21 protein-coding genes are annotated in these 23,574 nt (G+C 72.1%); 14 read left to right on the forward strand and 7 right to left on the reverse strand.

Translation table 11 applies throughout. The features are described 5' to 3' along the window. Window positions 1-62: 62 nt before the first annotated feature. Genes GT358_RS13530 through GT358_RS13545 form a run of 4 tightly spaced genes read right to left on the reverse strand, consistent with a single transcriptional unit; the run spans window position 63 to window position 3,965 of the window. Entirely contained in the window at window positions 63-815 is a 753-nt protein-coding gene (locus GT358_RS13530) for a FadR/GntR family transcriptional regulator (RefSeq protein ID WP_166583165.1), read from the reverse strand. Further along, entirely contained in the window at window positions 812-1,660 is an 849-nt protein-coding gene (locus GT358_RS13535) for a carbohydrate ABC transporter permease (protein ID WP_208103529.1), read from the reverse strand. Before GT358_RS13535 ends, GT358_RS13530 begins: the two co-directional genes overlap by 4 nt. Further along, the gene (locus GT358_RS13540) at window positions 1,657-2,568 is read right to left on the reverse strand and encodes a carbohydrate ABC transporter permease (protein ID WP_166583166.1); all 912 of its coding nucleotides are present in this window, start codon (window positions 2,566-2,568) and stop codon (window positions 1,657-1,659) included. The genes GT358_RS13535 and GT358_RS13540 overlap by 4 nt, the downstream gene beginning before the upstream one ends. A 41-nt stretch (window positions 2,569-2,609) precedes the next feature. Next, window positions 2,610-3,965 (reverse strand): extracellular solute-binding protein, encoded by a 1,356-nt coding sequence (locus GT358_RS13545; protein WP_166583167.1) that lies wholly within the window; start codon window positions 3,963-3,965, stop codon window positions 2,610-2,612. Between the two features lie 111 nt (window positions 3,966-4,076). On the opposite strand from GT358_RS13545, the gene GT358_RS13550 reads away from it, so the two are divergent. From GT358_RS13550 to GT358_RS13560, 3 genes are read left to right on the forward strand one after another with little or no spacing between them, the layout of a single operon-like run. Beyond that, window positions 4,077-5,129: an ABC transporter ATP-binding protein gene (locus tag GT358_RS13550; protein ID WP_166583168.1), complete on the forward strand. Its 1,053-nt coding sequence runs from the start codon at window positions 4,077-4,079 to the stop codon at window positions 5,127-5,129. Next, a complete protein-coding gene (locus GT358_RS13555; protein ID WP_166583169.1) occupies window positions 5,126-6,706 on the forward strand; it encodes a GMC family oxidoreductase N-terminal domain-containing protein in 1,581 nt (526 codons plus the stop codon). The genes GT358_RS13550 and GT358_RS13555 overlap by 4 nt, the downstream gene beginning before the upstream one ends. A 55-nt stretch (window positions 6,707-6,761) precedes the next feature. After that, window positions 6,762-7,523 carry a triose-phosphate isomerase gene (locus tag GT358_RS13560; protein WP_166583170.1) on the forward strand — a complete coding sequence of 254 codons (762 nt, stop codon included), beginning with the start codon at window positions 6,762-6,764 and terminating at the stop codon, window positions 7,521-7,523. On the opposite strand, the gene GT358_RS13565 is transcribed toward GT358_RS13560, so the two are convergent. Continuing rightward, window positions 7,520-9,571: a bifunctional aldolase/short-chain dehydrogenase gene (locus GT358_RS13565; RefSeq protein WP_166583171.1), complete on the reverse strand. Its 2,052-nt coding sequence runs from the start codon at window positions 9,569-9,571 to the stop codon at window positions 7,520-7,522. The two genes, GT358_RS13560 and GT358_RS13565, sit on opposite strands and share 4 nt — an antisense overlap. An 89-nt stretch (window positions 9,572-9,660) precedes the next feature. On the opposite strand from GT358_RS13565, the gene GT358_RS13570 reads away from it, so the two are divergent. Then, window positions 9,661-10,617 (forward strand): sugar-binding transcriptional regulator, encoded by a 957-nt coding sequence (locus GT358_RS13570; RefSeq protein ID WP_166583172.1) that lies wholly within the window; start codon window positions 9,661-9,663, stop codon window positions 10,615-10,617. Here the strand turns inward: GT358_RS13570 and mtnA are convergent. Both mtnA and mtnK read right to left on the reverse strand, forming a co-directional pair. Beyond that, the gene (gene mtnA / locus GT358_RS13575) at window positions 10,614-11,726 is read right to left on the reverse strand and encodes an S-methyl-5-thioribose-1-phosphate isomerase (protein WP_166583173.1); all 1,113 of its coding nucleotides are present in this window, start codon (window positions 11,724-11,726) and stop codon (window positions 10,614-10,616) included. The genes GT358_RS13570 and mtnA overlap by 4 nt on opposite strands. Beyond that, window positions 11,723-12,973: an S-methyl-5-thioribose kinase gene (gene mtnK, locus GT358_RS13580; RefSeq protein ID WP_166583174.1), complete on the reverse strand. Its 1,251-nt coding sequence runs from the start codon at window positions 12,971-12,973 to the stop codon at window positions 11,723-11,725. The genes mtnA and mtnK overlap by 4 nt, the downstream gene beginning before the upstream one ends. A 151-nt stretch (window positions 12,974-13,124) precedes the next feature. On the opposite strand from mtnK, the gene GT358_RS13585 reads away from it, so the two are divergent. The 10 genes from GT358_RS13585 to GT358_RS13630 all read left to right on the forward strand — a co-directional run bounded on the left by GT358_RS13585 (window position 13,125) and on the right by GT358_RS13630 (window position 23,573). Further along, entirely contained in the window at window positions 13,125-14,618 is a 1,494-nt protein-coding gene (locus GT358_RS13585; protein ID WP_371416297.1) for a sugar ABC transporter ATP-binding protein, read from the forward strand. Continuing rightward, complete coding sequence (locus tag GT358_RS13590; RefSeq protein WP_166583176.1) at window positions 14,615-15,607, forward strand: ABC transporter permease; 993 nt, start codon at window positions 14,615-14,617, stop codon at window positions 15,605-15,607. The genes GT358_RS13585 and GT358_RS13590 overlap by 4 nt, the downstream gene beginning before the upstream one ends. A gap of 25 nt (window positions 15,608-15,632) precedes the next feature. Then, on the forward strand, window positions 15,633-16,682 hold the full coding sequence (locus GT358_RS13595) for a substrate-binding domain-containing protein (protein ID WP_166583177.1): 1,050 nt from the start codon (window positions 15,633-15,635) through the stop codon (window positions 16,680-16,682). Window positions 16,683-16,733: 51 nt separating this feature from the next. After that, entirely contained in the window at window positions 16,734-17,666 is a 933-nt protein-coding gene (locus GT358_RS13600; RefSeq protein ID WP_166583178.1) for a transketolase, read from the forward strand. A 1-nt stretch (window position 17,667) separates the two neighbouring features. After that, window positions 17,668-18,672 (forward strand): transketolase family protein, encoded by a 1,005-nt coding sequence (locus tag GT358_RS13605; RefSeq protein WP_166583179.1) that lies wholly within the window; start codon window positions 17,668-17,670, stop codon window positions 18,670-18,672. Further along, window positions 18,669-19,787, forward strand: coding sequence for a RuBisCO large subunit C-terminal-like domain-containing protein (locus tag GT358_RS13610; RefSeq protein WP_166583180.1), 1,119 nt, complete (start codon window positions 18,669-18,671; stop codon window positions 19,785-19,787). The genes GT358_RS13605 and GT358_RS13610 overlap by 4 nt, the downstream gene beginning before the upstream one ends. A 212-nt stretch (window positions 19,788-19,999) precedes the next feature. Next, entirely contained in the window at window positions 20,000-21,484 is a 1,485-nt protein-coding gene (locus tag GT358_RS13615) for an extracellular solute-binding protein (protein ID WP_243730893.1), read from the forward strand. 54 nt (window positions 21,485-21,538) lie between these two features. After that, window positions 21,539-22,468 (forward strand): carbohydrate ABC transporter permease, encoded by a 930-nt coding sequence (locus GT358_RS13620; RefSeq protein WP_166583181.1) that lies wholly within the window; start codon window positions 21,539-21,541, stop codon window positions 22,466-22,468. After that, window positions 22,465-23,292: a carbohydrate ABC transporter permease gene (locus GT358_RS13625; protein WP_166583182.1), complete on the forward strand. Its 828-nt coding sequence runs from the start codon at window positions 22,465-22,467 to the stop codon at window positions 23,290-23,292. The genes GT358_RS13620 and GT358_RS13625 overlap by 4 nt, the downstream gene beginning before the upstream one ends. Then, window positions 23,292-23,573 carry a hypothetical protein gene (locus tag GT358_RS13630; protein ID WP_166583183.1) on the forward strand — a complete coding sequence of 94 codons (282 nt, stop codon included), beginning with the start codon at window positions 23,292-23,294 and terminating at the stop codon, window positions 23,571-23,573. The genes GT358_RS13625 and GT358_RS13630 overlap by 1 nt, the downstream gene beginning before the upstream one ends. Window position 23,574 lies beyond the last annotated feature (1 nt).

The raw sequence follows: 23,574 nt of genomic DNA on the forward strand, positions 1-23,574 counted from the left end.
CTGTGGTCCTTCGGTTGTGGAGGAAAATCCAGCCGAACAGATAGCCCCCCGCGCGAGGGCCTTCAAGTCCGCGTGCGCCCCTCGGGCGGGCGCGGGCCGGCCGGCAGGCGGCTGGCCCGCGCCTGGGCCACCGCATCGCTCTGGGCGTTCAGGATGAGCGATTCCATGGCGGTCCGGGCGCCGGCCGGATCGCGCGCCGCGATCGCCTCGAGCACGGCGGCGTGCTGGGGCAGCGAGTAGGGCAGCCCGCCCGGGCGACGGACCGAGAGCTTGACGGTGGCGCGCAGGGCGGTCTCGCTGACGCCGGCGAGCGCCGCCAGGAAGCGGTTGCCCGAGGCGCGGATGATCGCGCCGTGAAAGGCCACGTCCGCATCGAGCGCCGCCGCCTCGGACGGAGCGGCCTCCATGGCCGCATAGGCCGCCTGCATGGCCGCGATCTGGGCAGGCGAGGCCATCTGGGCGGCCGCAGCGGCGGCCTCGGCCTCGATCATGCGGCGCATGTCGAACAGCTCGGCCAGCGCCCCCTCGAGATCGCCCCCCCGGAACAGCCAGTCGAGCACCTCGGGGTCGAGCAGGCTCCAGTCCGCGGACGGGCGCACGATGGTGCCCACGCGCGGGCGGGCGGAGACCATGCCCTTGGCGGCCAGGATCTTGATCGCCTCGCGCAGGGTGGTGCGGCTCACGCCCATGCGCGCGAGAAGGGCCGGCTCGGGCGGAAGCTGGTGGCCGGGCCGCAGCGTGCCGGCGAGGATTTCCTGCCCCAGTTCGCCCGCGATGCGGCCCGGCTGGCCATGGGTCCGCAACACCCGGTTCATTTCACCGCCCCCAGCGTGAGGCCGCGCACGAGATGGCGGCCGAACAGGACCAGGATCACGAGCACGGGCGCAAGCAGCAGCACCGCGCTGGCCGAGAGCGATCCCCAGTCGATCTGCTGGTAGCCGATGAAGGAGTAGAGGCCCAGCGGCACGGTGCGCACGGTGGAGCCGGCGAGCACCAGCGAGAACAGGAACTCGTTCCAGGAGAACAGGAAGCACAGGATGGCCACGGCCGCGATGCCGGGCACTGCGACCGGCAGGGCGATGTCGCGGAAGGCCTGCCAGCGGGTGGCGCCGTCCACGAGCGCGGCCTCCTCGAGTTCGGGGGGCAGGTCCTCGAAGAAGCCCTTCATCAGCCAGACGGCGATCGAGAGGTTGAGCGCGACATGGGCGAGGATCAGCCCCGCGCGCGTGTCCACGAGGCCCGTCCGGACATAGAGGACGTAGAAGGGGATCAGCACGGCGACGGGCGGAGTCATGCGGGTGGTCAGGATCCAGAAGCCGAAATCGGCCGCGCCGCGGAAGCGGTAGCGGCCGAGCGCATAGGCGCAGGGCACCCCGATCAGCAGCACGAGCGCGGTCGAGCCCAGAGCGACGATCGAACTGTTGACGAAGTAGCCCCAGATTTCGGGCCGGTCGAGTACGGCGCGGTAATTGTCGAGGATGGGGCGGAACAGGAAGGAGGGGTTGCGCGAGGCGGCCTCGACCGGCGTCTTGAGCGACATGGTGGCGAGCCAGTAGACCGGAAACAGGCACCAGAGCGCGAAGAGCCCGAGCACGAGGCGCCGCAGGAGCGTGCCGAGGCGGCGGCGGGCGCGCCGGGAGAAGCGGGAGGGACGCCTCACAGCGCGGCCCTCGGGCGGAAGAAGCCGGTTCGGCGCAGGAAGAGCTGGGCCGCGACGATGGTCACCACCAGCATGACGATGGCGAGCGCCGCGGCATAGCCGATCGAGAGGAACTCGATCCCCTGCTTGTAGGCGAGCAGGTTGAGGGTGCGCGTGGCGACGCCCGGCCCGCCGCCGGTCAGCACGAAGATGATGTCGAAGGTCTTGAAGGCGTCAATGGCGCGAAAGACGACCGCAACGGCGAGAAAGGGGGCGAGCATGGGCAGGGTGTGGTCGCGCAGCACCTGCCAGGGAGTGGCGCCGTCCACCTCGGCGGCCTCGAGCGGCTCGGGGTCGAGCGAGGCGAGGCCGCCCGCGGCGATGAGCAGCACGAAGGGCGTCCATTGCCAGCAATCGACGATCAGGAGCGAGACGAGCGCCATGCCGGGCGTGCCGAGCCAGTCCACCGGCGGCAGGCCGAGGTCGCGCAGGATCGCGTTGAACACCCCGATGGAGGGGTGGAACATCATGCGGAAGGTGAAGATCGCCGCCACGGGCGTGATCGCCATGGGCAAGAGGAAGGCGAGCCGCCAGGCCCAGGCCCCCCGCGTCTCGCGGTGGAGCAGCACGGCGAGGCCGACGCCCAGCACGAGCTGGATCGAGACGGCCAGCAGCGTGAACAGCGCCGTCACGCGCGCGGCGCGCCAGAAATCGGGCGAGGCGAGGTGGTCGGCATAGTTGGCGAGGCCCACGAAGCGCGTCTGTCCCGGCCGGGTCAGCGCGAGGTCCGTGAGGCTCATCGCGAAGGCCCAGAGAAAAGGAAACAGCGTCACCGCGAGCAGCAGCGCGGTGGCGGGCAGCAGCATGAGCAGCACGAAGCGGCGCCGCGCGGCGGCCTCGGGGCGGGGGCGGGAGCGGGCGGCGGCCATCGGGGGAACAGGCAGGGGCCGGAGGCCCCTGCCCCGTCGTCTCAGCCGCCGAGGATGGCCGAGACCTTGGCATCGGCCGCGCGGAGCGCCGTCTCGGCGTCGGCCGCGCCGGTGACGACCTCGTTGACGGCGATGCCCACGGCGTCGAGGATCTCGGGCCCGCGGGGATGGAACCAGGCGGCCTTGAACAGGTCGCCGTCGGCGGCCTGGAGGTTGGCGAGCGCGGCCTCGGCGGCCTGCTCTCCGAAGCGGTTGCGGAAGGCCCCGGACGACCAGGCGGAGCTGCGCGTGGTGGCAAGCCCGGCGGCCGCGGCCTCGAGCGAGGTCTCGGGCGAGGTGGCCCAGACGAGGAACAGGAAGGCCGCGGGCTTGTTGGCCGAGGCCGCGTTGATCCCCGCCATCCAGTGCCACATGTTGGGCTTGGCCGGCCGGTCCCCGGCCGCGGGCAGCGCGCCGAAGACGGCGTGATCGGCCACGAGGCTGCGCGACGGGTCCATGATGTCCGTGGCGAAGTTGGAACTGTCGCAGCCGATGGCGACGGCGCCCTGCTGGAAGTCGTTGAGGCATTCCATCCAGTGGTAGTTGCCGATGCCGAGGGGGCCGTGCTCGCGCAGGAGGCGGCCGTAGGTCTCCACGCCGGCGACGGTCTCGGGCAGCAGAAGGCCCGAGCCGCCCTCGAGCGTGACGATGCTGCCGCCGTGGGAGAAGATGAAGCCCGCGGCCGTCCAGGGGGCGGCGTCGCCCGTGGCCTTGGCGCGCATGGCGATGCCCGCGCGGTCGGGGCCGGCCATGGCGGCAGCGGCTTCTTCCAGTTCGGCCATGGTGGCGGGGGGGGCGAGGCCCGCCTCCTCGAGCGCCTCGCCGTTGTAGAACATGGTCTGCGCCTCGGCGGTGATGGCCATGCCGTAGCTCTGGCCGTCGCCCCAGCGCTCGAAGGAGCGGGCAGAGGAGAACACGTCCTCCTCGTCGTACCAGGCGGCATCGAACAGGGCCGGGTCGGCGCGGTGGGGGTCGAGCGGCTCGAGCCAGCCGGCCGAGATCGCCTGGCCCAGCGACCAGATCATGAACACGTCCGGGACCGCACTGCCCGCGCCGAGGCGGACGGGCATGGAGGCCACATATTCGGATTCGGACTGCTTCTCGACCGTGACCTCGATGCCGGTGAGCTCGGTGAAGCGCGGCACGAGGGGCTCGATCGCGTCCATCCACGGATGCTGGAGCCCGGCGAGGACGATGCGCGTCCCCGCGGCCTGGCGCCAGTCGATGCCCGAGTCCTGGGCGCGCAGCGGCAGGCCCGCGGCCGACAGGAGCCCCGCCCCCGCCAGCAGGCTGCCGGTCCGCAGGACGGAGCGGCGGGTCACCGGCCGGCGCAGGCCGCGCGGAACGATGATGGTCATGAGCGATCCTCCCCAGCGGCCTTCGGCGTCCGGCCGGCGCGCGGCCGCATCGCGCCGGGATTGACATTCATCATATCATCATGGAAATGGGTTGGCAATGCGGGGAGGAGCATGGGCGGCATCGTCATCCGGGGCCTCTGCAAGGGCTGGGGCGGGGTCACGGCGCTGGCCGACCTGGATCTGGACGTGGCCGAGGGCGAGTTCCTGGTGCTGCTGGGCCCCTCGGGCTGCGGCAAGACCACGACGATGCGGCTGATCGCGGGCCTGGAGACGCCGGATGCCGGCACGATCCGCATCGGCGCGGACGACGTGACCGACTGGCCCCCGCGCGATCGCGACGTGGCCATGGTGTTCCAGAGCTATGGCCTTTATCCGCACATGAGCGTGGCCGAGAACATCGGCTATCCCCTGCGCCTGCGGGGCATGCGGCGCGAGGAGCGCGCGCGCCTGGTCGCCGAGGCCGCCGAGCGCGTAGGCCTCGGGCCCTATCTGGACCGCAGGCCGCGGGCGCTGTCGGGGGGGCAGCGGCAGCGGGTGGCGCTGGCGCGCGCGATCGTGCGGCGGCCGCGCCTGTTCCTGATGGACGAGCCCTTGTCCAACCTGGATGCCAAGCTGCGCGTCTCGATGCGCGCCGAACTCAAGCGGCTGCACCACGACCTGGGCACCACGATCGTCTATGTCACCCACGACCAGAGCGAGGCGATGACGCTGGCCACGCGCGTGGCGGTGATGGAGGGCGGCCGCATCCGGCAGCTCGACACCCCGCAGGCGATCTACGAGCGGCCCGCCGACCGCTTCGTGGCGGGCTTTGTCGGATCGCCGCCGATGAACTTCCTGCCGGTGCGCGGCGGGCCGGAGGGGGCGGAGGTGGCGGGGCAGCGGATCGAGGGAATCGCGGTGCCGGGCGCGGCCGTTCTGGGCATCCGGCCCGAGGATCTGGAGGTGGTCGCGCCCGAGGCTGCGGGCCTCTGCGCACAGGTCTTTGCCGTGGAGTTCACGGGCGCCGCGACGCTGGCCACCCTGCGGCTGGGGGGAGAGATGGTGCAGGCCACCTGCCGGCCCGGCGCCCCCGTGCCCGATTACGACGAGACGGTGGGGCTGCGCATCCGGCCGGGACGGGCGCATCTGTTCGACGCCGCCACGGGCCGGCGGATCGCGGCGTGAGCACCTTCGACACGATCGTGGTCGGGGGCGGATCGGCGGGCTGCCTGATCGCCGCGCGCCTGGTGGCAGAGGGGGGCGAGCGCGTCCTGCTGCTGGAGGCGGGGGGGCCCTATCGCAACCCGCTGCTGCGGATCGCGGCGGGCTACATGAAGTTCCTCGCCTCGGACCGCTATCTGGCGATGATCCGCACCGAGCCCGAGCCGGCGCTGGACGGCCGCGCCCCCATCGTGCCGCAGGCGCGCATCCTGGGCGGCGGATCGAGCGTCAACGCCATGGTCTACATGCGCGGCCAGCCCGCCGATTACGACGCCTGGGCCGAGGCGACGGGCGCCGACTGGGGCTGGGAGGCGATGCTGCGCCATTTCGTGAGGCTGGAGGACAACGACCGGCTGGGACCGCCCGCACATGGACGGGGCGGGCCGCTGCGCGTCTCGGACAGCCCTTACGTCCATCCGATGTCGCGGGACTTCGTGGCGGCCTGCGCGGCGCTGGGCGTTCCGGTGACGGAGGATTTCAACGGCGGGCGGCAGACGGGCGTGGGGCTGATGCAGGTGACGGCGCGCCACGGCTGGCGCTGCAGCGCCGCGGATGCCTTTCTGCGGCCCCTGCGGAGCGACGCACGCCTGACCGTGCGGCTGCGCAGTCCGGCCGAGCGGGTGCTGTTCGAGGGCGACCGGGCCGTGGGCGTCGTGGTGCGGGGCGAGGCGGTGCGGGCGCGGCGCGTCGTGCTGACGGCGGGCGCGTTCGAGACGCCCAAGCTCCTGATGCTGTCGGGGATCGGCCCCTCCGAGGAGCTGGCGCGCCACGGCATCGCCCTTGTGGCCGGGAGCGAGGGGGTGGGCGCGAACCTGCAGGACCACCTGGAGGCGCCGGTGGTCTTTCGCGCGCGCGGGCGCGACGGCTATTTCGGCGAGGATCGCGGCTGGCGGATGCTTCGCAACGGCCTGCGCTTCCTCTTGGGCGGGGGCGGGCCCGCGGCGACGATCGGGGTGGAGGCCTGCGCCTTCTGGCCCGAGGCGGGCGGGGACGCGGCGCTGCAGATCTATTGCGTGCCCACAATCTATCTGGACCGCGACGTGACCGGCGTGCCGCCCGCGCCGGGGCTGACGCTGAACGCCTGCCTGCTGCGGCCGCGCTCGCGCGGGAGGGTGGGGCTGCGCTCGGCGCGGGCCGCCGATCCGCCGCTCGTGGAGACGGGCTATCTGCGCGATCCCCGCGACCTGGCCGAGATCGAGCGGGGGCTGGCCTGGTGCCGGGCGATCGCCGCGACCGCACCCCTGGCGGCGCGGCTGGAGGGGGAGATCTGTCCGGGGGCGGAGGTGACGGGGGGCGAGGCGCTGCACGCCCATGTGCGGCGCACCGTCAAGACCAACTACCATCCCTGCGGCACCGTGCGGATGGGCCGCGCCGACGACCCGCTCGCCCCGCTGGGGCCTGACGGGGCGGTCAAGGGGGTGCGGGGGCTGTGGGTGGCGGATGCCTCGGCCATGCCGACGATCCCCTCGGGCAACACCAACGCGCCCACAATGGCGCTGGCCGACCGGCTGGCGGACGGACTTCTCGGCCGGGGGCCTTGACGCGAGGGCGCGGGCGGGGTGCGGTCCGTGCGGCAGGACAGCGTCGGGGGACGGGATGACGGTGTGGGTCGGGACGAGCTGGAAGATGAACAAGACGCGGGCGGAGGCACGGGCCTTCGCCGAGGCGCTGCGGGCCGCGGAGCCCGGGGGCGACGGGCGCATCCGCCGCTTCGTCATCCCGCCCTTCACCGCGCTGGCGGAGGTCTGCGCGGTGCTGGAGGGCAGCTCGGTCCTGGTGGGGGCGCAGAACGGGCATTGGGAGGATGCGGGCGCCTGGACGGGCGAGGTCTCGATGCCGCAGATCCGCGATTGCGGGGCGGGGCTGGTCGAGATCGGCCATTCGGAGCGGCGGACCCATTTCGGCGAGACGGACGACACGGTGGCGCTGAAGGTCGCGGCGGCGCTGCGTCACGGCCTGCTGCCCCTGGTCTGCGTGGGCGAGAGCGCGGAGGACCGCGACGGGGGGCGCGCCGATGCCGTGCTCGCGCGGCAGGCCGAGGCGGCGCTGCGCCCCGCGGCCGAGGCGGGGGGCGAGATCCTTCTGGCCTACGAGCCCGTCTGGGCGATCGGGACGGGCGGGATTCCGGCCGAGCCCGCCTATGCCGAGGACCGGCAGGCGCGGCTGGCGGAGGTGGCGCGCGCGGTGCTGGGCCGGCCGGTCCCGGTCCTCTACGGGGGCAGCGTGACGGCGGAGAACTGCGCCGCGCTGATCGCCTGCCCGCATGTGGACGGGTTGTTCGTGGGCCGCGCGGCCTGGGCGGTCGAGGGCTATCTGGAGATCCTGCGCCGCGTCGCGGCCGCCCTGCCCCGCCCCTAGCGCAGCTGCGCCTCGACGTTGCCGCCGTCCACCGTCATGACATGGCCGGTGGTCCGCTCGGCCCCGGCCAGCGCCACGAAGGCCTGGGCGACGTGGCGCGCCTCCACCTCCTGGCCGAGGAGGTTGCCGGCCATGTAGGCCTCGGGCGTGACACCCCTGGCGGCGGCGCGTTCGGCGATAAAGGCGTCCGAGACGAGGCCCGAGCGGATGCGGTCGGCATTGACGCCGTTGACGCGCACCCGCTCGGGCCCGAGTTCGAGCGCGAGCTGGCGCAACAGGAAGAAGGTCGCGGCCTTGGCGGTGCCGTAGGCGCCGAAGGCGCGGCCGGGATTGACCGCCTGCTTGGAGACGTTGAACAGGATCTGCCCGCCCGCCGGCCGGCCGAGACCCGCCGACTGGTCGCGGAAGGCCGCAGCGGCGGCGCGGGCCAGCGCGGCATGGGCGAAGAAGTTGAGCTCGAACGAGGCGCGCAGGTCGGCCTCGGGCAGGGTCGCCATCTCGCCCTGCCAGGCGGCGCCGGCATTGGAGACCAGGATGTCGAGCCCGCCGAAGCGCGCCCGCGCCGCGGCCACCGCCGCCTCGGCCGCGCCGGGGGCGGTGAGGTCCCCTTCCCAGTGGGCGTGATCGCGCCCGAGCGCGCGGGCGGCGCCGGCCACGTCCGTCCCCTCGCGGTCGGCGAGCAAGAGCGCGGCCCCCCCGGCGGCGAAGGCCGCCGCCGTGGCCCGGCCGATGGCACCCGCCGCGCCCGTCACGAGGACCACGCGCCCCGCGAAGGGCGGCGGCGCCGCGCGGCCGAGCTTGGCCTGTTCGAGCGGCCAGTATTCCATGTCGAACGTGTCGGCCTCGCCGATGGGGCGGAAGCCGCCGGCACCCTCGCCCATCTCCATGACGCGGAGGGTCTGCTCGCCCAGATCGGCGGCGATGCGCGCGGCGGTGGCCGTGCCCCCCACCCCGACCACCCCGAGACCCGGCAGCCAGACGAGGCCGGGCATCGCGGGCAGGGCCCGGCGCGCACCGGCGCGCGCGGTCTGGCGCTCGAAGGCCTCGCGGTAGGCCGCGGCCCAGTCTGCGACGCCGGCGCGGAGCGCATCCGGCGACGGGTCCGGGGCCCAGAGGGGGAATCGCTTGGTGCGGATGACATGGTCGGGCGTGGCCACCCCGCGGCGGGCGAGATCCGGTGCGTCGGGGCGGGCGAGCATCGCGCGGGCGTGGTCGGTCGCCCGGAGGTCGAGGACGGGCAGCGCCGCCCCCTCGGGCAGGGCCGAGGCGAGCGCGCCGCGAAGCGCAGGCAGGACCGCCGCCGGGTCGGGCGGCGGCGCGGCGGGCCGGGCGGGCGGGCGCGGGCGGCTGCGCAGGCGGTCGGAGAGCCAGGCCGCCACCGCATTGGTCTGCGCGATCACCCGGTCGTAGGAGGTGCGGGGGTCCGGCCCCCAAGTGAAGTGGCCGTGGTTGAGCAGCAGGAGCCCCTCGGCCTCGGGATGCTGCTCGCGCGCCTCGGCCGCGGCGCGCGCCAGCGCGAATCCCGGCATGATGTAGGGCACGACGGCGAGCCGGTCGCCGAAGATCTCGCGGCAGGCGGCCTCGGCCTCGGGGAGGTTGGCGAGCGCGAGAAAGGGCGTGGCATGGGTGTGGTCCACGACCGCGTCGGGCAGCCAGGCATGGAGCAGCGTCTCGACCGAGGGGTTGGGCGCGGTGCTGTCGAGCAGGTTGGCGCGCTGGACGTTGACCATCGCCTCGTCCGACAGCGCGGAAAGCGCGCGCAGGCGGCGCAGCGGCTCGAGGCGGACGGCCGGCAGGCCCGCGGCCGTGATCGTGTCGAGATCGGCACCCGATCCCTTGACGTGGATCACCTCGACGGTGTCGCCGAAGACGTCCCGGGCCCGGAGCTTGATCGAGGTGTTGCCGCCCCCGTGCATCACGAGGTCGGGCACCGAGCCGATCAGGCGCGAGGAATAGACCCTGAGAGCGAGGGCCCGCGCCGCCGGGTCGTCGCCCGCCCCCTCGGCCCAGCCCTGCGCTTCCTCGTCCCGCCACAGGTTCTCGAACACGATGCCCCTCCGCGTCGTTGCGCATTTGACGGGAGGGCAGGCTTCGACAAAAGTCAAGAAAGGCTGACAATCGCCAACGGGAGGAGCGGATGGGCGGGCGGCGGCGGGCGGCCGGGGCGGTCGGCTCGGGGATCGTGGTGGAGGTGGCCTGGCTCTACCATCAGGAGGGGCTGAACCAGCAGGCCATCGCCGACCGGCTGGGCCTGTCGCGGGCCACGGTGGTCAATCACCTGCGCGAGGCCCGAGCGCAGGGCCTCGTGCGGGTGACGCTGGCGCCCGGCGCCTTCGAGGGGCACCGCCTGGCGCTGGCGCTGTGCGAGCGGTTCGGGCTGCGGGGCGCGCATGTGGTTCCGGATGACGGGCTGGGGGCGGAGGAGCGGTTCGTGCGCGTGGTCCGCGGCGCGGCGTCCTGGCTGCCCGCCCTGCTCGCACCCGGCGACCGGCTGGGCGTGGCCTGGGGGCGGACGGTGCACGACGTGGCCCTTGCGCTCGAGCCGCAGCGGATCGCGGGGCTGACGGTGCTCCAGCTCGTGGGGTCCATGGCGACCCCCTACGGCTTCACGGCCGAGGCCTGCTCGACGCTGCTCGCCGAGCGCCTGGGAGGGGCCTGCGTCAACCTCCATGCGCCGGCGATCCTGAGCCGGGCGGACCTGGCCGCCGCCCTGCGCGAGGAGCCGGTGATCCGCGCCCAGCTCGACCGTCTGGCGGAGGTCAACAAGTTCCTGTTCTCCGTGGGCACGGCGGCGGCCGACAGCCATGTGGTGATGTCGGGGCTGGCCAGCGCCGAGGACCTGCGCCACGCGATCGGGGGGGGCGCGGTCGGGGTGATCTGCGGCCGCTTCGTGGACCGGGAGGGGCGCGCGGTGCCCGGCGGCATGGAGGCGCGCATGATCGGGGTGGACCTGCGCCGCCTGGTGGGGCTCGAGGCGGGCATCCTGGTGACCCCCGGCCTCGACAAGGTGGAGCCGAGCCTGGCCGCGATCCGGGGGGGCTATGTCACGCATCTGGCGACCTCCGCCCGGGTGGCGGAGGCGATGCTGGCCTAGCCCCGGGGCGCGCGGTCGGGGAACAGCCCGGCGAGGCCCTCGGCGCTCGCCTCGCAGATCCCGCGCTCGGTGATCAGGCCGGTCACGAGATGGGCAGGCGTGACGTCGAAGGCGGGGTTGCGCGCCCCGGTCCCGTCCGGCGAGACCTGGACCTGGACGATGCGGCCCGTCTCGTCCCGGCCCTGGACATGGGTGACCTCCTCGGGGGCGCGCTCCTCGATGGGGATCTCGCGCAGGCCGTCGCGCACGGTCCAGTCGATCGTGGGCGAGGGCAGCGCGACGTAGAAGGGCACGTTGTTGGCCCGCGCAGCGAGCGCCTTGAGATAGGTGCCGATCTTGTTGCACACGTCGCCGTTGGCGGTGGTGCGGTCGGTGCCCACGATGACGAGGTCCACCTCGCCGTGCTGCATCAGGTGGCCGCCCGCGTTGTCGGTCACGAGGTCGTGGGGCACGCCGGCCTTGTTGAGCTCCCAGGCGGTGAGCTGGGCGCCCTGGTTGCGCGGCCGCGTCTCGTCCACGAAGACGTGGACGGGGATGCCCGCCTCGACGGCGTGGTAGATGGGCGAGGTGGCGGTTCCCCAGTCCACCGTGGCCGGCCAGCCCGCGTTGCAATGGGTGAGGATGCGCACCGGCTCACCCGGCTTCTTGCGCGCCGCGATCTCCCGGATGAGGGCGAGGCCGTGCTCGCCGATCCGGCGGTTCATCTCCACGTCCTCGTCGCAGATCGCGTCGGCCCTGGCAAAGGCGGCGGCGGCGCGCGCATTCTCGGGCAGCGGCCGCAGGCGGCTGCGCAGGTCGTCGAGCGCCCAGCGCAGGTTGATCGCCGTGGGACGGGTGGCATGCAGAACCTCCCAGGTCTCGTCGAGCGAGGCATCGGAGGGATCCGCGGCCATCTGGACCGCCACCCCGTAGGCCGCCGTGGCGCCGATCAGGGGGGCGCCGCGCACCCACATGTCGCGGATCGCGGTGGCAAAGGCCGCGCGGTCGCCCAGCGCCTCGATGCGCAGTTCATGGGGCAGCCACCGCTGGTCGATGACCTTCACGACGCCCCAGCGGGAGCCGTCCTGTTCGCGCCAGATGGAGCGGTAGGGGGTGCCGTCGATCTTCACAGCCAGTCCCTTTCGGCGATGTCGCGCGCGAGCGCGAGAAGCGAGTCGATGCCGGGGATCGCCCCCTGCCCCAGCATCAGCGCCCGGCCGAGCGCGAGCGCGCGCGCCTCGGAGGCGGCGCGGAGGGCCTCGTCGGGAATCGTCTCGAAATCGGCATTGTGAGCGAGGCCGAGGATGCGGCGGTGGCACTCGATCCCGGCAAAGCCCAGCGTGTCGCGCCAGACGCCGCCCAGCCAGTCGAGGCGCGCCTGCTCGGCCGCGTGGGCCTGTCCCGCCTCCTCGTAGAGGGCGGGGGGAAACAGCATGCCCGTCCGCTCGGTGCGCCACAGATGGGTGAACTCGATCTCGAAGGCGGTCCAGACGGCCCGCATCTCCCCGAGGATCCAGGCGCCGTGATCGGGTCCCGCATGGGCGGGGGCGGCGCAGAAGGCCATCAGGAAGTTCGCCATCAGCATGCCCACGTCGAAGCCCATGGGCCCGTAGGTGGCGAATTCCGGGTCAATCACGCGAATGCTGCCCGGGCCCACCATGACCGATCCGGTGTGAAGGTCGCCGTGCAGCATCGTTTCGGCCCGGGCGGCGAAGGCGGTCTTGAGGTGCTGGGCCGCGATCTTGAGGGCCGCGTCGGCGCGCAGCTCGGCCACGAGCGGGGCGAGCGCGGGCGTGTGGCGGTTGAGGGGAGCCTCGAAATAGGGATCGGTGAAGACCAGATCCTCGGTGATGGCGCAAAGATCGACGTTGCCGGCAAAGAGCGCGAGGTCGGCCTTGCGGTCCGCAGGCTTCATGCAGAGGTCCGAGCCGCGGAACAGCGTGCGCGCGCAGAAGGTGCCGAGCCGCCGGCCCAAGCCTTCGGGGCGCTGCCCCTCGATCAGGGCGCGGCGCAGGATGACGTGGTCCCGCAGGTATTCCATGACCACCAGCGCCTGGCCCTCGTCGAAATGGACCACCTCGGGGACCGAGCCCGGGTCGCGGGCGGCCTGGCGCGTCAGCGCGTGGAACTCGAAGAACGAGCGGGTGAGCGGCAGCGGCCAGCTTTCGCCCACAAGCCGGACGTAGGGCAGCGCCTGCTTAGCCACGAGGCCGCCCCGCTCGCCCTCGACGATGAAGACGAGGTTGAGGTTACCGTCTCCCACCTCGCGGGCGCGCCAGGTGGAGGGGTTGCCGAGGCGGTCGCGGAGCGCGGGAATCGTGCCCAGCCGCGCAGGCAGGCTGTCCGCGGCAAGCGGCGCATAGGATTGGGCATCCATGCCGGTTCCTCCCCCCGATGCGGGGCCGCCTCCCCGGCCCCGCTGCCGAATGTCGGCCGCTTCCCGACTTTTGTCAAACGGTGTTGACTTTTGACGAGGCATGGGGTCGCCTTGGCGCGCCCGGCAGGACGGCAGGGCGGGGAGGACCGGCGTGACGGGAGCGGCCATCCGCATCGAGGGGCTGACCAAGGCCTTCGGGCCGAATCGCGTCCTGCGCGGCATCGACCTCGATCTGCCGGCCGGCGCCGTGACCGTGCTGATGGGCGCGAACGGCGCGGGCAAGTCCACCCTCGTCAAGGTCCTTTGCGGGGTCCACCGGGCCGATGGCGGACGGGTCCTGCTCGAGGGACGGCCCTTCGCCCCCGCCTCGCCGGCCGAGGCGCTGCGGGCGGGCGTGGTCACCGTCCACCAGGCGATCGACGAAGGTGTGGTGCCGGATCTCGACGTCGCCTCGAACCTGCTGCTCGACCGGATTGCGGATGGCAGCGTGGGCGTGGCCTCGGCGCGGCGGCTCCGGGCGGCGGCGCGGCCCCTGGCCGAGGCGGTGGGGCTTGCGGCCGATCTGGGCGCGCCGGTGCGGGATCTGCCGCTGGCCGACCGGCAGCTCGTGGCGATCGCGCGGGCGATGGCGCACCGGCCGCGCCTGCTGATCCTAGACGAGCCCACCTCCTCGCTCTCGGAGGCCGAGGCGCGGCGGCTGTTCGGCCTGATCGACCGGCTGCGGGCCCAGGGCGTGGCCCTTCTCTACATCTCGCACCGGATGGGCGACATCCGGCGGCTGGCCGACCGGGTGGTGGCCATGCGCGACGGCGTCATCGCCGGGCTGTTCGAGGAGCGCCCGCTCGACACGGCGGGGGCGCTGCGCGCCATGCTGGGGCGCGACCTGGGCGAGGCGGAGCTCGAGCCCGCGGCGGGCGGGCGGCCGGTGCTGGAGGCGCGGGGGCTGGTGCTGCGGCCCGGCGCGCGGCCCTTTGACTTGGTCGCGCGCGAGGGCGAGGTGATCGCGGTCACCGGCCTCGTCGGCGCGGGCAAGGGGACGCTGGCGGGGGTGCTGTTCGGGACCGAGCGGCCGGCGGGTGGCGATCTGCGCCTCGACGGCGCGCCCTTTGCCCCGGCCTCGCCGGCCGAGGCGGTGGGGCGCGGGGTCTTCCTGGTGCCGCGCGACCGGCGGCGCAACGCGCTGGTCCCCGACTGGGACATCGGGCGCAACCTGACCCTGCCGTTCCTGCACCGCCACGCGGCCGGGCCCTTTCTGCGGCCGCGCTCGGAGACGGCGCTGGGCCGGCGCATGGTGGAGGAGATGGGCGTGGTCTGCCAGGGCGTGCGGGACGGGATCGGAACCCTGTCGGGGGGCAACCAGCAGAAGGTGGTGGTGGGCCGCTGGCTGGCCGAACCGTGCCGCCTTCTCGTGCTCGACGAGCCGTTCCAGGGCGTGGACATCCGGGCGCGGCGCGACATCGGGGCGCGGCTGCGCGAGACGGCCGCGGCGCGCGCCACGCTGGTGCTGGTCAGCGAGGTGGACGAGGCCGCCGAGATCGCCGACCGCATCCTGGTGATGGCCGGACACACGATCGTGGCCGAGCACGTCAACCGCGCGCTCGACCTCGGCGCGGTGATGCGCGAGGCGGCGGAGGCCGCGGCATGACGGCGCGCGACTTCGCCATCCGCTACGGGTTCCTTCTGCTGCTCCTCGGCATGGTGGGGCTGTTCGGCTGGCTCCAGCCCGGCTTTCTCACCGTGCCCTCGGCCGTGTTCATCCTCCAGTCGGTGGCGATCACCGGCATCCTCGCGCTCGGGGTGACCTGCACGCTGGTCGTGGGGGGGTTCGATCTCTCGATCGGGGCGGTCGCCACCTCGGCGCTGATGCTCGCAGCCTATGTGATGGTCGTGTGGGAGATGGGGGCGCTCGCGGCGGTGGGGCTCTGCCTGCTGATGGGGGCCGGGGTGGGGCTCGTCAACGGGCTGCTGATTGTCAAGATGCGGGTGCCCGACCTGCTCGCCACCCTGGGCATGATGTTCGTGCTGATCGGGCTGCAGCGCATCCCGACCGAGGGCAACTCGATCGCCACGGGCATGGCGCTGCCCGGCGGCGGCGTGGCGCAGGGGACGTTCTCGCCCGCCTTTCTGGCGCTCGGGCGGTACCGGCTGTGGGACGTGGTGCCGCTGTCGGTCGTGTTCCTGCTTCTGGTCGCGGTGCTGGTCTGGGTGTTCCTGGAGCTGACGCGGCACGGACGGCTGATGTACGCGATCGGCTCCAACGCCCAGGCGGCGGCGCTGGCGGGGACGAATGTGGGGGCCTACCGGATCGGAGCCTATGTGATCTCGGGCACGCTGGCGGCGCTGGGGGGCATCCTGCTGGCGGCGCGGCTGGGGCGGGGGGACGTGGCGTCGGGCAACAACCTCCTGCTCGACTCGGTGGCGGCGGCTCTGATCGGCTTCGCGGTGCTGGGCGCCTCGCGGCCCAACGCCTTCGGGACGGCGGTGGGCGCGCTCTTTGTCGGCATCCTCCTGCAGGGGCTGACCATGCTGAACGCGCCCTACTACACGCAGGACTTCGTCAAGGGCGCGGTGCTGGTCGTCGCGCTCGTGTTCACCTTTGCGCTGACCGGGCGGGGAGCCCGGGCGCGCGCCTGACCGACGATCATCAAGGGAGGATAGGATGATCACCAGACGGACCCTCGGCCGCGTCGCTGCGGCGCTTCTGGCCTCGGCCGCCCTGCCCGCCCTGGCGCAGGACCGGCCTGCGCCGTTCGACAATCCCGGCGAGGTCGAGATCGCGCTGGTGCGCTATCTCTCGACCGGGGACTTCTTCCAAGCCTATCTGGCGGGCGTCCAGCGGCAGGCCGATGCTCTGGGCGTGAGCCTGCGGGTCTTCGACAGCCGCCAGGACGCGGCCGTGCAGGCCGACATGGTGGACCAGGCGATCGCGCTCGGGGTGGACGGCATCATCATCCAGCACGGCCTGACCGAGTCCATGCGCGAGGCGGCGCAGCGCGCGCTGGACGCGGGCATCCCGGTCGTGGCCTTCGACGTGGACGTGGAGAACGAGCAGATCCCGCAGATCGAACAGTCCGACCGCGACCTCGCGCGCCTCGTGCTCGAGCAGGCGGTCGAGGACAACGGCGAGGAATGGGTCGCGGCCTATGTCTATGTTCCGGGCATCGCGCCGCTCGACCGGCGCAACGAGGTCTGGGTCGAGTTCAAGGAGCGCTATCCGGGCATCCAGGAGGTCGCGCAGTTCGGCACGCTCGACAACCCGATCGCCAATTCGGTGGCCAACCAGGCTCGCGCGGTCCTGTCCGCGAATCCCAACGTCCAGGTCGTCTTTGCCCCCTACAACGAGTTCGCGCGCGGCGTGAAGATCGCCGTGGACGAGGCGGGGATGAGCGACCGGGTCTCGATCTACTCGGCCGACATCTCCACCGCCGACATCGGCGCCATGCGCGAACCCGGCTCGGCCTGGAAGGCCACGGCGGCGACCAACCCGGCCGTTGTGGGCGAAGTGTCGGTCCGCGCCCTCGCCATGCTGATGGCGGGCGAGGACCCGGGCCGTCAGGTGATCGTGCCGCCGAGCCTGATCACGCAGGCGCAGCTCAACGAGGAGAACATCTCGAGCATGGAGGAGCTGAGCGCGCGCATTCCCGCCTTCGCCCATGCCGACGTGGCCGCGCCCGACTGGATGCCGCTGCCCTCCGCGCCGCAGGACTGATCGTCCCCGGGGGGCGGCGCCGCTGCCCCCCGGCCGTCCCCAGGAGCCGCCATGAGAAACGAACGCACCACCGAGGAGGTCGCGCACGGCATTCGGCGCCGGGTGTTCGAGCACTCCATGCGCAACAACGGGGGCTATCTGAGCCAGGCCTGCTCGGCCGCCGAGCAGCTGGCCTTTCTCTACAACGAGGCGCTGCATCTGGGTCCGTCCACCCGGCCCCTGATCCCGCCGCCCTTTGCCGGCGTGCCCTCGGCCGACAACCCGGACTACCAGACGGGTGCGGGCTACAACGGCCCCTTTGCGCCCGAATACGACCGCCTGTTCATCGCGCCCGCCCATTATGCGCTGGTCGCCTATGCCTGCCTGATCGAGGTGGGGCGGATGGCACCCGAGGGCCTCGAGATGTTCAACAAGGACGGCTCCTCGGTCGAGATGATCGGGGCCGAGCACAGCCCCGGCATGGAGGTGCACAACGGCACGCTGGGCATCGGCCTGTCCACCGCCGCGGGGCTGGCCTGGGGGCGGGCACGGCGCGGCGAGACGGGGCGCGTCTGCGTCTTCATGTCCGACGGAGAGGTGCAGGAGGGCCAGACCTGGGAGGCCGTGCAGGCCGCCGCCCACCACCGGATCGACAACCTCTGGGCGCTGATGGACGTCAACCGCCAGCAATGCGACGGGGCGATGGACGACGTGATGGAGGTGCGCGACATCGCCGAGAAGTTCCGCGCCTTCGGGGCGGTGGTCGCGGAATGCGACGCGCATGACCTCGATGCGCTGCGCGAGGCGGCGGCCACGCCCCATCCGGGCCGGCCGCTGATCGTGCTCGCCCATTCCTCGCCCACGCAGGGGATGGAGTTCCTGCGCCGCCGCTTCCCGCGCCTCCACTACGTCCGCTTCAAGTCCGAGGAGGAGCGGCGCGAGATGAACGAGGCGATCGCGGCCGAGCTGGGCATCCCGCCCGTCCCGCTGGAGGAGGCGCACTGACATGGCCGAGATCGTCAACCGCCCCTATGCGCGCGCCTTCGAGGAGTACGCGCTGCGCCACGACGACGTGCTCTGCCTGTCGGCGGACCTCACCTCCTCGTGCGAGATCGACGGGTTCCGAGACCGCCACCCCGAGCGGTTCCTGAGTCTCGGAATGGCCGAGCAGAACATGATGAGCTTCGCGGGCGGCCTCGGGATGGCGGGGTTTCGTCCGTTCCTCCATTCGTTCGGGGTGTTCCTCTACCGGCGGCCCTATGACCAGCTCGTGGCCTCGGTCGCCTATCCGCGCCGGCGGGTGCGGCTGATGGGCTTCCTGCCGGGGGTGACGACACCGGGGGGGATGACCCATCAGGCGATCGAGGACGTCGCCGTGATGCGCACGCTGCCCAACATGACCGTGCTCGAGGCCGGCGACGCCACGGAGGTCGAGAGCCTGGTCGAGGCGGCCGATTCGGTCGACGGGCCGGTCTATTGCCGGGTGCTGCGGGGCGCGGTGCCGCGCCTGTTCGACACGCCGCTGCGGGTGGGCCTCGTGCGGGAACTCTCGGAGGGGTCGGACGTGCTGGTGGTCACGGCCGGCATCACCACGGAGGAGGCGCTGCGCGCGCGCGCCGCGCTCGGCCGGGCCGGCGTCTCGGTGCGGCATCTGCACCTGACCACGCACAAGCCCTTCGACGCCGCCCGCATCGTCGAGCACGCCGCCAGCGTGCGCCGCGGCGTCGTCACGCTCGAGAACCACCTGATCGCGGGCGGGATCGGCAGCCAGGTGGCCGAGGCCCTGGCCGAGGCAGGGCTGGCGCGGCGGCTCAGGCGGCTGGGGCTGCGCGACACCTACGCCCATGGCGGCTCGCGTCCCTATCTCATGCGCCATTACGGACTCGACGCGCTGGCGCTCGTGCGGGCGGTCGAGGAGCTGACGGGCGAGCGGACGGGCATCGGCGAGGAGGCGCTCGAGGCGGTTCGGATCGAGGCGGTCCATTCCGCCGTCAAGGCGGAGGCGCTGTGAGCCGGCTGCGCGTCACCTACCGTATCCGCGCCGGGGGCGAGGCCGAGGCACGCGCCCGCGCGGAGGGCATCGCCTACGAGCAGACCGTGGAGGTGCCGCCCGACGTGGTGCCGCCGGGTCGCATCCGCGACGAGATCGTGGGGCGCATCGAGGAAATGGGGCCCGACGGGGAGGGGGCCTGGCGCGCCGTCATCTCCTATCACCCCGATTCCTGCGGCGACGACATCGCGCAGCTCCTGAACGTGGTGTTCGGCAATTCCTCCATGCAGCGGGGCATCCGCGTCCTGGCCGTGGAGCCGGGCGAGACGCTGCGGGCGCGCCATCCGGGCGCGCGCTTCGGCATCGAGGGGGTGCGGCGCCTGACCGGTCGCCTGCGGGGCGGACTGATCGCCCCGGTGCTCAAGCCGCAGGGCCTGGACCCCGGGGCGCTGGCCGAGATCGCCTGGCGCTGCGCGCTCGGGGGTGCGGACATCGTCAAGGAGGATCACGGCCTGGGCGACCTGCCCAGCGCCCCTTTCCGCGCGCGGGTGGAGGCGATCTCGGCCGCGCTCGACCGGGCGGAGGCCGAGACGGGCCGGCGGCCGCTCTACTTCGCCACCCTGCCCGGGCCCTGGGAGCGGATCGAGGACAACATCGCCTTTGCCAAGGCGGCGGGCGCCACCGGGCTTCTGGTCATGCCGGGGCTGATGAGCTTCGCGTTGAGCGCGCGGATCGCGCGGGACGACCGGCTGGCCCTGCCCGTCATGGCGCATCCGAGCCTCACGGGGGGCTTTGTCACCGATCCCGCGGGAGGAATGGACCACGGCGTCATCTACGGCACGCTCCAGCGGCTGTCGGGCGCCGACATCTCGGTCTTTCCGAACGTGGGCGGGCGGTTCGGCTTCACCGCGGAGGAATGCCGGAGCATCGCCGCGGCCTGCCGCGACCCGGAGGGGCCGGGGCAGCCCATCCTGCCCTCGCCCGGCGGGGGGATGAGCGTGGATCGCGCGGGCGAGATGCGCGCGATGTACGGCGACGACGTGGTCTATCTGCTCGGCGGCAGCCTGCTGCGCGCCGGCGAGCGGATCGGCGAGGAGATCGCGCGCATGCGCGCGGCGCTGGACGCCGCCGGCTAGGGCCGTGCGGGCGAGGGATCAGGGGCACCCGCCGGGCGCGGGGGCCTTTGGCATGTGCTTTTTCCCTTTTTGGTCAACACTTTGTGCGATAAACATCTTGACAGGCGCGGCCTTCGTGCGGAAGCCTTCCCTGAGGTCACGGCCCCGGCACAAGGGGCGGGCCCCGGCGCCCAGCGGCCGGACAGTCTGGGATCTTCAGGGAGGACCACGCCTTGACGCGCTCGATCATCCGGCCGGCGAAGCCCGGCCTCGTTTTGCCCCGCCGCCGCCTGCTGCAGGGCGCGGCGGCCTTCGGCGCCGCCACGCTGGGGGCGCCCTTCGTCAACCGCCTCCAGGCGCAGGAGGCCCATCCGCTGGCCGGACAGTCGATCCAGATGAGCATCCTCGGGATCGCGGGCTGGCTGCCCTCCTCGCTGGGGGTGCAGATGTCGCCGCTCTTTGCCGACTATGCCAAGGAGCAGTACGGCTACGACGTGAGCTTCACCTTCGCCGAGGCGCCCTTCGCCGACCTGTTCCAGAAGGCGGCCACCTCGCTGGCCACGCGCAGCCAGGAATACAACATCATCATCTCGGACAGCCAGTGGCTGGGGGCGCTCGCGCAGCCGGGCTGGATCGTCCAGCTCAACGACATCATCGCGCAGAACCCCGAACTCGACATCGAGTGGTATTCGGACATCGTGGTGGACACCTACATGCGCTACCCCGACGGGTCCGACCAGCTCTGGGGCCTGCCGCAGGAGGGCGACACGATCGCGCTCTTCCTGCGCCAGGACATGTTGGACGATCCCGCCGAGCAGGAGGCCTTCCAGGCCGCGCACGGGATGCCGCTGCCGCGCACCTTCGAAGATTACGAGAACCTCACCATGGCCGAATTCGAGAAGGTCGCGGCCCATTTCAACCGGCCCGACCAGAACCTGTACGGCACGGCCATGCAGTACAGCCGGGTCTACGACTTCGTGTCCTGCTACCTCTACCCGTTCATGTGGTCGCAAGGCGGCGACATCTGGAACCCGGAGACGGGCGAGGTCGTGGGCATCCTCAACAGCGACATCAACGCCCGCGCCATGGAGCAGATGCGCGACTGGCTGCGCTACCAGCCGCCCGGCGCGACCAATTTCGGTATTGCCGAGATCATCGACGTGTTCACGCAGGGCCGCGTCTTCTCGAGCTTCCAGTGGGCGGCGGTGGGCCTGTCCATGATCACCCCGGAACTCGAGGGCAAGGTGCTGGTCGCGCCGCCGCCCAAGCACGGCGAGGGCGAAGCCGCGCGGCGCGTCTACACGATGGGCGGCCAGCCCTGGGTGCTCAACGCCTACAACGACGACGCGCACATGCGGGTGGCGATCGACTTCCTCAAGTGGTGGTACAAGCCCGAGACCGCGCTCGAATTCGCGCGGCGCGGCGGCAACCCGGCCGATGCGGCGACGCTCAACGATCCGGGCTTCGACGCCATCAACCCGTGGAACCGCGCCTACAAGTACATGCTGACCGAGGGGCGGTCGCGCGACTTCTGGCACCATCCCAAATACGCCGAGATGCTGGCCGTCCAGCAGGAGGGCTTCTCGGCCTTCATGACGGGCCAGAGCGACGACGCGATGGGCGTTCTCGACTACATCGCCTGCGCCCAGCAGCAGATCCTGGCCGATGTGGGCGACGCCCCCGAGGTGCCGTCCATGTGCTACGGCACGAGCCTGTGACGCTTCTGCCCCGCGGGTCCGCCCGCGGGGCTTCCTGTCCAGACGGTGCGATCCATGGCCGCCCTTGCCGACACCGCCGCCCTGCCACCGCCGCGCCGCCGCGCGGACAGCCATCGCGGCCTCGTCTTCGTGCTGCTCGCGCCGGTGCTGGCGTTCTTCGTGGTGTTCAACACCATCCCGCTCCTGTGGCTGCTGGGGCTGTCGTTTCACAGCTTCTCGCTCACCAGCGGGCAGCCGCCCGAATTCGTGGGGTTCCGCAACTACGTCCAGCTCTGGATGGGGCGGAACAACTTCTGGGGGGACCTGCAGCGGACTTTCACCTTCGTGGGGGTGGGGGTGACGATCCAGACGCTGCTGGGGGTAGGGCTGGGACTCCTGTTCTGGGGGTCGCGCACGATGCCGGGGCGCCGGCTGGCGCTGACGCTGCTCTTTGCGCCCATGGTGCTCACGCCGGTGGCGACGGGGACCTTCTTCCGCTTCATCTATGATCCGAACTTCGGCGCGCTGAACCAGATCCTCCTCGGGCTCGGCCTGCCGATGGTGGACTTTCTCGGCAACCCGCGCACGGCCTTCTGGGCGGTGCTCGCGGTCGATTGCTGGATGTGGACGCCGTTCATGATCCTGATGACGCTGGCTGCCCTCGGATCGGTCCCCAGGGCCGAGCTGGAAGCGGCGGAGATCGACCGGCTGCCCTTCCGCAAGCGCTTCACGCTGGTGATCCTGCACCACGGCAAGTTCATCCTGATGCTGGGCATCCTCCTGCGCACCATCGACAGCTTCAAGACGCTGGACCTCATCATCCCCATGACCAAGGGAGGGCCCGGCCAGCAGACGCGCCTCGTGGCGGTCGAGCTGAACAAGCAGGCCTTCGAGAGCTTCAACATGGGCTTCTCGTCGGCCTACGCGGTCTATCTGCTGCTCGTCTCCATCGCCATGACGTCGATCTTCATCTTCGTGCTGAACCTGCGGCGGAGGCGGGGATGAGCTGGAGACGCAGCCTCTATCACACGCTGCTCTGGGCGGTCGCGCTCCTGTGGTTCGCGCCGGTGGCCTGGATCATCCTGTCGGCCTTCAAGACGCGCGAGGACATCCTGGCCACGCCGCCCAAGCTGATCTTCACGCCGACGCTGCAGAACTTCGTGGACCTGTTCAACCGCAACACCTCCTTCACGACGCAGTTCCTGAACTCGATCGTGCTGTCGGTCACCTCGGTCGTGATCGCGGTCGCGGTGTCGTTCCTCGCGGCCTATGCCTTCTCGCGCTTCAAGCCGCGCGGCACCAACTTCCTGATGTTCCTGCTTCTGTCGGTGCGGATGCTGCCGGGGCCGGCGGTGATCCTGCCCATCTTCCTGATGTACGCGGCCTTCGGCTGGAAGGACAGCCACGTGGCGCTGGTGCTGTTCTACGCCATGTTCTCCATCCCCTTCTCGGTCTGGATCCTCAAGGGCTTCCTCGACGGGGTGTCGATCCGCTACGACGAGACGGGGCGCGTGAACGGCGGCTCTTGGGCGCATGTGATCTTTCGGGTGGTGCTGCCGCAGGTGAAGCCGGGGCTGATCGCGGCCTTCATCTTCAACCTGATCTTCGTCTGGAACGAATTCCTGTTCAACTTCGTGATCGGGGGCGTGCGGACGCAGAACATCCCCTACGCGCTCGCGGTCGGGACCTATTCGGACGGCGGCCTCAACTGGACCTTTATCGCCGCGCTGACCACGATCTATCTGGTGCCCCCGGTGCTCGCCATCTACGCCTTCCAGAAATACCTGCTCGTCGGCATGACCTTCGGCACCGTCAGGGGCGAGGTGTGATGCGCCGCCTGTCCTTTCCCGAACGCGCCGAGCGGGTGCTGATCGCGGCGCTGCTGCTGGCGATCCTGCTGATCGCCCAGCCCTGGGACATCCGGGTGTTCCGGGCGGGGCTGATCCTGCTCGTGGCGGCGACGCTGCTGCAGATCGCGGTGGGCAACCTGCCCAAGGACGCCTCGACGGGGCGGAGCCTCGCCCTCATCGGGCTCATCCTCGGGATCGTGGCGGCGGTGTTCGGGATCGGCATCCTGCTCACGCCGTTCCTCAGCGGGCTGGGGCGCTAGC

Source organism: Rubellimicrobium sp. CFH 75288 (assembly GCF_009904055.1).
Lineage (GTDB): Bacteria > Pseudomonadota > Alphaproteobacteria > Rhodobacterales > Rhodobacteraceae > Rubellimicrobium.